At 47.4% G+C, this 9,658-nt stretch carries 9 protein-coding genes and 1 other RNA gene; 4 read left to right on the top strand and 6 right to left on the bottom strand.

The genetic code is table 11. The annotated features are described in order from the left end of the window. Positions 1-536: 536 nt before the first annotated feature. The 4 genes from WH43_RS08115 to rsmI all read right to left on the bottom strand — a co-directional run bounded on the left by WH43_RS08115 (position 537) and on the right by rsmI (position 3,974). Positions 537-1,163, bottom strand: coding sequence for a flavin reductase family protein (locus tag WH43_RS08115; protein ID WP_053424134.1), 627 nt, complete (start codon positions 1,161-1,163; stop codon positions 537-539). Next, positions 1,163-2,506 carry a chromate efflux transporter gene (gene chrA, locus WH43_RS08110; protein WP_053424133.1) on the bottom strand — a complete coding sequence of 448 codons (1,344 nt, stop codon included), beginning with the start codon at positions 2,504-2,506 and terminating at the stop codon, positions 1,163-1,165. Before chrA ends, WH43_RS08115 begins: the two co-directional genes overlap by 1 nt. A 78-nt stretch (positions 2,507-2,584) precedes the next feature. Next, an RNA gene (rnpB, locus tag WH43_RS08805) (RNase P RNA component class A) lies at positions 2,585-2,940 on the bottom strand. 185 nt (positions 2,941-3,125) lie between these two features. Beyond that, entirely contained in the window at positions 3,126-3,974 is an 849-nt protein-coding gene (gene rsmI / locus WH43_RS08105; RefSeq protein WP_053424132.1) for a 16S rRNA (cytidine(1402)-2'-O)-methyltransferase, read from the bottom strand. An 80-nt stretch (positions 3,975-4,054) separates the two neighbouring features. On the opposite strand from rsmI, the gene WH43_RS08100 reads away from it, so the two are divergent. The 4 genes from WH43_RS08100 to dolP are packed head-to-tail and all read left to right on the top strand — an operon-like array spanning position 4,055 to position 7,436. After that, the gene (locus WH43_RS08100; RefSeq protein ID WP_053424131.1) at positions 4,055-5,929 is read left to right on the top strand and encodes a penicillin-binding protein activator; all 1,875 of its coding nucleotides are present in this window, start codon (positions 4,055-4,057) and stop codon (positions 5,927-5,929) included. Next, on the top strand, positions 5,930-6,280 hold the full coding sequence (locus tag WH43_RS08095; protein ID WP_053424130.1) for a YraN family protein: 351 nt from the start codon (positions 5,930-5,932) through the stop codon (positions 6,278-6,280). Beyond that, the gene (locus WH43_RS08090) at positions 6,280-6,867 is read left to right on the top strand and encodes an SIS domain-containing protein (RefSeq protein ID WP_053424129.1); all 588 of its coding nucleotides are present in this window, start codon (positions 6,280-6,282) and stop codon (positions 6,865-6,867) included. Before WH43_RS08095 ends, WH43_RS08090 begins: the two co-directional genes overlap by 1 nt. Beyond that, complete coding sequence (dolP, locus tag WH43_RS08085) at positions 6,867-7,436, top strand: division/outer membrane stress-associated lipid-binding lipoprotein (RefSeq protein WP_185148556.1); 570 nt, start codon at positions 6,867-6,869, stop codon at positions 7,434-7,436. The genes WH43_RS08090 and dolP overlap by 1 nt, the downstream gene beginning before the upstream one ends. A 54-nt stretch (positions 7,437-7,490) precedes the next feature. On the opposite strand, the gene WH43_RS08080 is transcribed toward dolP, so the two are convergent. Together WH43_RS08080 and WH43_RS08075 are read right to left on the bottom strand one after the other, a co-directional pair. Continuing rightward, entirely contained in the window at positions 7,491-8,168 is a 678-nt protein-coding gene (locus WH43_RS08080) for a DUF599 domain-containing protein (RefSeq protein ID WP_053424128.1), read from the bottom strand. Between the two features lie 8 nt (positions 8,169-8,176). Beyond that, positions 8,177-9,646, bottom strand: a complete 1,470-nt coding sequence (locus WH43_RS08075; protein WP_053424127.1) for an ATP-binding protein — start codon at positions 9,644-9,646, stop codon at positions 8,177-8,179. Positions 9,647-9,658: the final 12 nt, after the last annotated feature.

The raw sequence follows: 9,658 nt of genomic DNA, 5'->3' as shown, positions 1-9,658 counted from the left end.
GATCCACAAATACCCACAATTTCCCACTGATGTACAGTTTAGGGCTGCAGAAGAAAGCTTGTCAAGGTGAAAACCCCTTTGTTTGATCTTGATAGATCCAGTAAAAACAAGGCTTAGCGCGAAGATCCTGATTTCTGTGGGAAAAAGTGGAAGAAAAAAACTTTAAAATACTTTGAAATTTTTTATTAAGTTACGCATAACCAACCTTCTTAGACTAACGACCATAGGTATGCGACCAAGCTGCATCTCCTCACCTGAAGGCATCCATTTCTGAAATCAAAAAAATCAAATAACCCTATGATTCTATTTGATAAAAAAAAGATACTTATCCATGAATACTTAAAGAGAACAAGGTAAAGGCTAAAAAACACAATAACTGACAACAACGAAGATCAAAGCTGGAAACCTGAGTAAAATGGATAAAAGCCAAAGAAAAAACCAATAAAACAAAGACTCATGAAGTTAGCAAGCGCTCACAACTAACAATAAAAAAAGCCCTGACGCTGGTGACAGAGTCAGGGCTAAAAACAGGAAGTTCAGCGACGGACTGCCGAAGCAGGTCGGGCTAATTGAAATATATCAGCAGCAACCCTGCTGTAACCTGAACCGCCAATACGACTGATCAAATCCATTTTGTATGGATCAGGTAAGCCATTGGCGTCCAATATCGCAGGATTAATATATAACGCCAGTACCTCTGCAAAAATCACTTCACAGCTTGGGTTTTCCGGCGGATAAGGTTGTAGCTTCGCCAGGCGGCATTCAAGCGCCACCGGAGCTAAAGCCACACGAGGTACTTGAATCTGGCTGGATGGAGCTTGCTCCAGTCGCGCTAAGTCAAATTCGCTTTGATCCCCAGGTACAGCCGCAGCGCTGATATTCATCTCATTCGCCAGCGCAAATGGCACCAGATTAACGACAAAATCGCGGGTAGCTTCGATATTTAAGCTGGTATCTTTACGACTGCCATCGGCTTTATGCTGAGTGGAAATCATCAAAGTAGGAGGCTGATCCGTCACCATTTGAAAAAAGCTAAAGGGCGCCAGATTCAATACGCCGTCTGCAGACAAACTAGAAACCCAGGCAATGGGGCGCGGCGTTATAATACTGGTGAGCAGCTTATAAGCTTTTGATGCATCCAGCTGATTCAAATCAATCCACATTAATTAAGACTCCAAAAAGACAACAACAGTCCCGCTATGGCAGCACCAACTATCACCCGCATCACATCCTGTTTCGCCACAAACAATGCCAATGCAGCCAGTACGGTAATAAGGCCGGCTTGCCAATCAAAAGTGGCGGAAAAACCTGCAGGCCAAAGCACATGATAAGCAAAAAACAGCGCTAAATTGACAATAACACCCACCACTGCGGCACTAATGGCAGTTAATGGTGCGGTCAGTTGCAGCTTGCCTTGAGTGGATTCCACCAAAGGACCACCAGCCAGAATAAAAATAAAGGAAGACAAAAAGGTAAACCAGGTCACCAGTAGCGCCGCAGTGACTCCAGCAAACAACATCAGATCAGGTCCAAAGCTGGCCGCGACATAAGCCCCGACAAATGCAACAAAGACCACCACCATAATCAGCGGACCTGGCGTAGTTTCACCCAATGCCAATCCATCCATCATTTGCCCCGGCGTTAACCAGCCAAATTTATCGACAGCCCCCTGATAGACATAAGGCAATACCGCATAAGCACCACCAAAAGTCAGCAAAGCCGCTTTAGTAAAAAACCAACTCATTTGCGTCAGTTGGTGCTGCCAGCCGAGGCTCAGGGTCAAGGCCGCCATAGGCAAAGCCCAAAGCACAACACCACAGCACAACACCAGACTAAAACGGCGCCAGCGGAACAAGGCATGAGAAGGCGTGGGCGTGCTGTCGTCAATCAAGGCCGGGCCATAACTTTTCTGCGCACTTGAGTGTGTATTAGCGGAAAAAGCGGCTGGTACCAGTTTGCTGCCAATCAAACCAGTCACAGCTGCAGCTATAACAATCAGCGGAAAAGGCAGTTTTAACGCAAAAATGGCGACAAAAGCCGCAATGGCAATAGCCCAAAGCAGCGGATGTTTCATCACCCGCCCCCCTATCCGCCAGGCTGCGTGTAAGACGATCGCAGCTACAGCAGGTTTGATGCCATAAAAAATAGCGGCAACCCAAGGATGTTCACCGTAGACCAGATACCCCCAGGACAGCAGCACCAGTAACACTAATGAAGGTAGTATAAATAACAGACCCGCTACCACCCCACCTAAAGTACGGTGCATCAGCCAGCCTAAATAGGTCGCCAGTTGCTGTGCTTCAGGCCCAGGCAACAACATGCAATAATTCAGCGCATGCAAAAACCGGCCTTCACTGATCCAGCGGCGTTTTTCCACCAGCTCAGTATGCATGATAGCAATCTGCCCCGCAGGCCCACCAAAGCTGATACAGCCCAGCTTTAACCAGAACCAGAAGGCTTGCCAGAAGGGGATGGATTCAGGTATCGAAGATTTTGTTGTTTGCATAACAATCAGAACGAAAGAACAGAGGCAGCAAGACTAGCAAAACTGACACAAGGCTAGCTACCTTGTTAAAAAAGAAAGGTGTGAGTCGGCCCGTTAAGCCGGGTTCTGTCGTGGACAATCATTCCTCTAGGACGTACGTCACCGCACGCCTCAAGCAACCTACCCGCCCCCAACGCGGGCCGCGCCAATGGGGGCCTATTTGGTCTTGCTCCGGGTGGAGTTTACCGTGCCACGAACTGTTACCAGTCGCGCGGTGCGCTCTTACCGCACCCTTTCACCCTTACCTGATCCCACTTGCGTGGGCCATCGGCGGTTTGCTCTCTGTTGCACTAGTCGTAGGCTCGCGCCCCCCAGGCGTTACCTGGCACCCTGCCCTATGGAGCCCGGACTTTCCTCCCCCTGCTTACGCAGGCAGCGATTGTCTGGGCCAACTCACGGCGCGCATTATACCCTTCTTCCTCGAAGCTGCAACTTTGTTGGCTGCGCCATTTCGCCCCAATCACATAGTTTATCTATGTGATTGGGGACTCAAGCTCTTGCCGCCGCGTTGCAACTCCGATGAATTTGGCTAAACGGAACTAAGCTTTCATCACCCAGCTTCAATTCCACAGCCGAAAATTTAGTCTTCAGCGCCCCAACTCAACCCCAGCTTATACAAGGCATTTTTCTTTTCACCGTGAATTTCTGCGGTTAAAGCAGCGGCTTTTTTCAGTGGTAATTCGCTCATCAAGAGTTTTAAGGTTTGCTGAGCGGCCGGGTTAATTTCTTCTTCGGCGGCTAAAGTCGGCGCTATCATCAGCACCATTTCGCCCTGACAACGGGCCGGATCTTCATCCAGCCATGCTGTAATTTGTGCAGCAGTACCATACACAAAGTTTTCAAAGGTTTTGGTCAGCTCTTTGGCCAGCACCAGCTCACGTTCTGCACCAAAGACTTTCACTACATCTTCTAAACAGTCTTTGATACGGCGCGCTGTTTCATAGCAAATCAAGGTACCCACGCCTTGTGGAATGGTGCTGAGTACGTTCTGACGCTGCTGGCTTTTGGCCGGTAGAAAACCAATAAAGTGGAACTTGTCTGTAGGCAAACCCGCACAACATAAAGCACTGATCAAAGCACAAGGACCAGGAATGGGCACAACACGGACACCTGCGTCGCGGCATAAACGCACCAGACTGTATCCCGGGTCACTAATCAGCGGCGTGCCCGCATCTGAAATCAACGCCACGTCTTCGCCTGCCTGTAATTTCTGTAATAAAGTAGCAGCACGTTGTTTTTCATTGTGGTCATGCAGCGCCAACATTTTGGCTGAAATACCCAGGTGACTGAGCAGCTTACCACTGTGTCGGGTATCTTCTGCTGCCACCCAGGCCACAGAGCTTAACGTTTTGATAGCGCGCTGACTGATATCGTCTAAATTGCCGATAGGCGTGGCTACTATGTATAAATTTCCGCTTGGTGCAGTCATATGGCGCTTATTCCGTTGTACTTGAATTACTTTGGCTGGAATTCATTGAGCTTAGGCACGGCACTGAGTAAGATACCTGCATGTTTCCTTCATTGTACCTGTGCATTGTGAAATCCAGCAAACTGAAGCCATTTATTCTTTTAGGCAGCGCTATAGCGTTAGCCAGTTGCTCTTCTACTCCAGAGCAGACCGCTCCGGTAAAACGGGCTCCGATCGTCAAACCTGCACCTTTGGCAGAGGAAGAAGTAGAAATTGTTAAAATAGAAAAGCCTTTGTCTGGTGCCGACTTTATTGAACAAGCCGGTCAGCAGCAAGGTTCAGAGCAGCAATGGCAACTGCTTGAAGCGGCCAAAGCTCATCTGCAACAAGGTGAAACTGAACAGGCTCAGGCCATAAGCCGTGTGCTGGCTAGCCAGGCGACTCCTGATGTGCAACAAGCCAACTTATTGCCCTTTTTCCAGGGTCTGATCGCAGCTGAAGATCATGACGATATCGAGAAATTCAGCAGCCAGTATTCGCTAAGTTCGTTCAGAGATGAAGACAAAGCTGCGTATCTGCAAAGCCTGGCAGAGTATCAAAGTAGCAGAAGAGAGCCGGAAAAAGCGGTAAAAACTTATCTGCAATTGCTGGCCTTGCAGCCAGAGCAAAGCATTTATCAAAGCGCTTTATGGCAGCAATTAGGTATGCTGACACCAGACCAATTAAGTAGTCTGAGCCAAAGCACAGACACCACCACTCAGGGCTGGGCCAAATTATTACAACTGCATCAACAGTATTTAGGGAATACGCCAGCTTTAACTCAGGCGATTAGCGACTGGCAGCAACAATACTCAAATGTGCCGTCTTTACAGCAATTACCGGCCGAAATTCAGCAATTAAGTGCTGTGGATGCGTTTTCGCCGCAAACTATTGCCGTTTTATTACCTTTTAGCAGCAACTTCCGCCAACATGCCGAAGCCATACAACAAGGCATTCTGGCCGCCTCAGCCAACCAGCAGGCGCGTTTAATTTTTATCGACAGCCAAACTGAAGCTGCAGCTTTGAAGCAACAACTGGCGGCTGAACAAGTAGATTTTGTCATTGGGCCTTTGCTCAGAGAACAAGTGGATGCCATTTCACAACAAACGGACTGGACTATTCCTACGCTGTTTTTAAATGGTAAAACTGATCTGGTGCAACACTCTGCTGATAAATTTTATTTTTCTCTAAGTGTGGAAGATGAAGCCCATCAAATGGCCATGCTGTTTAAACAAAAAAATTATAAACAACCTGTGCTGATGGCGTCCCGTAACCCATTGAGTCAGCGTATGGCAGAACAATTCGGCCGTGACTGGAAACAAGTGGCGGGCAAAGAACCTGAAATCTACTGGTTTGCCGATCAGGCGGGGATGGAAAGCACCATCAAACAACTGCTGGAAACCGCAGCCAGTGAGCAACGTATTCGCGACATCAGCAAATTAGCGGGTGAAAGTGTCAAAGCTGAGCCTCATAGTCGTCAGGATATAGACGCGATTTATTTATTGGCTGATCCGTCGCAAACCCGTTTGCTAAAACCTTATATTGATGTGTCAGTAGCGCCAACCAAAACCACAGTGCCTGTATACGCCAGTTCACGTAGTCATCAAAAGTCGGCAGAATTTACTGACCGCCGTGATTTGCAGGGCCTCACTTTTACTGAAATGCCCTGGATGCTCAGTACTGGTCAGCAGCAGGAATTCCGCCAGCAATTTGAGCAGCTGTTTCCACAGCAGGATGAAACCCTACAGCGCTTATTTGCTATGGGGTACGACGCCTATCACTTAATTTTCCGTTTAAAGCAACAGCAACAATTTCCTGCACTGCGTTATCAGGGTTTAACTGGCAATCTGGCGCTGTCCACAGGTGGACAGGTTCAGCGACAGTTAACCTGGGGCAAATACAGTAAGGATGGTTTGCTGACACCACGGACGCCGTAAATGAGTAAAAGCACTGGGCAGTTTTATGAACAACAGGCCTTAGTGTTTTTACAACAGCAAGGCTTACAACTGGTACAGCAAAACTACAGTTGTCGCTTTGGTGAAATTGATTTAGTAATGCGTGAGCAACAAACACTGGTTTTTGTAGAAGTAAAGTTCAGGCGCAGCAGCAACTTTGGCGGTGCGGCTGCTGCGGTGACCCTGAGCAAACAGCAGAAACTAAGTCGTACAGCTTTGTGTTATTTACAAAGTGTTGGCCAACAGCATTGTCGTTTTGATGTAGTGGCCATTACCGAACAGCCAGCAGATATCCGCTGGATTAAGAACGCTTTTGCAGGAACAGTGAACTAATGCAAGACCATATCAGGCAACTTTTTACTGAAAATATTCAAACCATGATAGCGACAGGCGAAGCTTTGTCTGCCCCTATCGAAAATGCGGCTGTCAGTCTGGTGAACTGCCTGATCAATGGCGGCAAAGTGATTTGTTGCGGTGAAGGCGCATCTGCAGCTTTAGCCACTCATTTTGCGCAGTTGCTTCTGGATCAGTTTGAAGCCGAACGGCCTTGTTTACCGGCTTTCGCTTTGTTGAGCAACAACTCCAGCTTACAGCCTGATAATCAACAAAACCCTGACCATCTGGCACGCCAGGTACGGGCTTTAGGTCAGGCTGGTGATGTTCTGGTCGCTATCTCCATGACTGGCGAGGAGCATAATCTGATTAAAGCCGTTGAAGCTGCGTTAACCAAAGATATGACTGTGGTGGCTTTGACGGTAGACAACAGTGGTGAATTATCGGGTTTATTAGGTAATCAGGACACAGAATTAAAGGTGCCAGCGCACAGACCAGCGCGGGTGTTTGAGTGTTATACCTTTTTATTGCATGCGTTATGCGAGCTGATCGACATAACACTGTTTCCGCAACAAGGAGATCTTTGATGTTGAATAAATTAATGCTGGTAGTACTGACCAGCTGGTTATTACAAGGTTGTGCCGCAGCTGTATTAGCTGGCGGCGCCACAGCTGTGAAATCAGCAGGCGACCCACGTACTCTGGGAAGTCAGATTGACGATAAAAGTATTCAGGTGAAAGTGATTCGGGCTTTAGACGAAAATCCTGAAACCAAAAATAAGGGCAATATCAATATGACCAGTTACAACGGCATAGTGCTGTTAACAGGTCAGGTACCTAACGAGCGTGTGCGCGAAGTCGCGGGTCAGGTATCCAGAGTCGAAGGCGTCAAAGACGTACACAATCAGCTTCGTATTGCCAGCGAAATCAGCTTTGCAACCGGCAGCAAAGATAGTTGGATCACTACCCGTATCAAAGGCAAGTTTCTGGCCGATGAAAACGTCAGTGGTTTAAATATCAAAGTAGTGACAGAGAACGGCGAAGTGTTTTTAATGGGTCTGGTCAATCAACAAGAAGCGGACAGAGCAGTAAATCTGGCTCGTAATGTGGATGGTGTTGCCCGCGTGATTAAAGCCTTTGAATACAAGGCTGAGTAACTAACTTATTGGCTCTGAGTAAAATGAGATCTCATTTTACTCAGAGCTGGCAACTCAACACTCCTGCAAAGCCTTCAGAGCTTTGGAATGAAATTCCCGGTGTTTCATTACCAGCAATACAATCACTGCGGTTGCCATAAATAAACTGGGATCAATAAACCAGGACAAAGTAGCTAAAGAAAAATACATAGACCGCAAACCGTAGTTGAAAGAATGTCCTGCCTGATCAATCACTTTTGCTGTTCTGTTAGCATACAAGGCTTGTTCTTCTGTAGTCATTTCGCGGCCATCAGGAGCAGCGCCAATCAAGACTCCGCCAAATCCATATTGACGTAGCGACCAGGTAAACTGGAAAAACGCAAAGACATAAATTACAGCTAAAAATAAAATTTTCACCTGAATGGTTTCTTTGGTCTGAGTCACCCAAGGTGTGAGGTAACTTAAGACATCGCTGATACTGTTGCTCGACGCTAAAGCTGTTAACAAGCCGGCTAATATTAACAAGGTACTGGATGCAAAAAACGACACATTGCGCTCCAGAGTAGCCAGCAAGGTGACATCTGATATTTTGTTTTCTCTGCCTAACATCTGTTGCATCCAGTGAGTACGCTTACGACGCAATTCAAAGGATAAACAACTGACAGTGCGGGCCTTACGTTTAGCCACTATGGTGTAGCCTGTCCATAACGACAAAAACCAAACTACTGCGATTAAATCAAGTAACGTCAACATAACACGCCTTATTCAAGAGACAATTCAGTTGCCAGAGGCAAAGTAAAATAAAAACAAGCACCACCCGTTGTAGCGCTATGATAGCCGATGGTGCCACCCATAGCTTTAAGCAAATCTTTGCAAATAGCTAAGCCTAAGCCTGTACCCGCTACTTGTCTGCGATCTGATGAATCTGCCTGAGAGAACTTCTGAAACAAGCGGGATTCAAAATCAGCTGCCACACCATCCCCCTGATCCGTCACGCTGACACGAACTGTGTTGGCGGATAACTCCACACTGACCACCACCGCAGATCCGATGGGTGAATACCTGATGGCATTCGCCAGCAAATTTGCCATCACCTGCTGCAATCGTACTTCATCCACTTCAACCCACAAGTCATCTTGCTCAGCACAGTGCAACTCTAGTTTGACCTGTCGTTGCAAAGCGACAGGCTGGTTCAGCTCTATCGCCTGACGCAATAAAGCGACCAAAGGCCATAACCTGAGTTTAAACTGCATCTTATTGACGGCGAGTTTTTCGATGTCGAGCAAGTCATTGATCAGTTTACCTAAACGCTGACTGTTTTGCTCCGCCAGCGTCAGCATATGCTGTTGTTTATCATTCAATGGCCCTAAAGCGCCACCAACAGCCAGACCTAAAGCACCGCTGATCGCAGTTAAAGGTGTACGCAGTTCATGACTGACAGTGGAAACGAAATCATTTTTCAACTGCTCTACTTTTTTCCGCTCCGAAATGTCGCGGATCAACCAGACATAACGAGCCTTTCCCTGATGTTCAGTGCTGTTACGCGATAAATCTATCGCAAAAATTTCACCATTTTGGCGTCTACCTTTCAGTTCAACCGCCGTGCCCTCGTCTGGAGCTAAAGTAGCCAGAACTTCTGCCTGACCTGGCGCTAACAACAGGGTAAAAGGCTGACCAGCTAACTGCATCGGAAGGTAACCAAACACTGTAGCGATGGCACTGTTGATGCGATCAATGGTGCCGTCCAGGTCTGTGGTGACAATCACATCCAGCACACTATCCATAATACGACGCGAGTATATTTCATTGTCTTGCAAGGCATCAGCAAACAATGCACTGCGACGGTAGGAGTACAGCAACCAGGCCAACATCAGGCAAAACACCACAGACAAAGAGGCGCCCAACAAACGCCATTGCCACAAACTCCAACCAGCCGCCTCATCCAAAAACCGAACAGCAATCTGCCACTGTGCACCTTTGATATTTAAATCCAGTACCAATGCTTCTTCATTAAATAAATGGGAGTAGCCAAATAAAGCTGGGGAATTTTCATCTTTTTCGCGGATCCCCACTTGCACCTGGTAGCTGTTTGCCTGTTGCAGCAGCATCTGATTAAAAGCCGTTAAATCCAGTACTGTACTGACAATACCCCAATAACTGCCATCATTTAAAAACAAGGGCACGCGGTAAACATAACCATCCCCTCCCTGAATAAGGGCAACTGGCCCCACTAATTTGGCTTC

The organism is Rheinheimera sp. KL1, from assembly GCF_001275035.1.
Classification (GTDB): domain Bacteria; phylum Pseudomonadota; class Gammaproteobacteria; order Enterobacterales; family Alteromonadaceae; genus Pararheinheimera; species Pararheinheimera tangshanensis.
The sequence above is the reverse complement of the archived record's forward strand: the minus strand, read 5'-3'. Positions and strand labels throughout refer to the sequence as shown.

Coding starts and splice junctions, on each gene's coding strand:
- WH43_RS08115 (WP_053424134.1), bottom strand. CDS start 1,163: ATGTGGATTGATTTGAATCAGCTGGATGCATCAAAAGCTTATAAGCTG.
- chrA (WP_053424133.1), bottom strand. CDS start 2,506: ATGCAAACAACAAAATCTTCGATACCTGAATCCATCCCCTTCTGGCAA.
- rsmI (WP_053424132.1), bottom strand. CDS start 3,974: ATGACTGCACCAAGCGGAAATTTATACATAGTAGCCACGCCTATCGGC.
- WH43_RS08100 (WP_053424131.1), top strand. CDS start 4,055: ATGTTTCCTTCATTGTACCTGTGCATTGTGAAATCCAGCAAACTGAAG.
- WH43_RS08095 (WP_053424130.1), top strand. CDS start 5,930: ATGAGTAAAAGCACTGGGCAGTTTTATGAACAACAGGCCTTAGTGTTT.
- WH43_RS08090 (WP_053424129.1), top strand. CDS start 6,280: ATGCAAGACCATATCAGGCAACTTTTTACTGAAAATATTCAAACCATG.
- dolP (WP_185148556.1), top strand. CDS start 6,867: ATGTTGAATAAATTAATGCTGGTAGTACTGACCAGCTGGTTATTACAA.
- WH43_RS08080 (WP_053424128.1), bottom strand. CDS start 8,168: ATGTTGACGTTACTTGATTTAATCGCAGTAGTTTGGTTTTTGTCGTTA.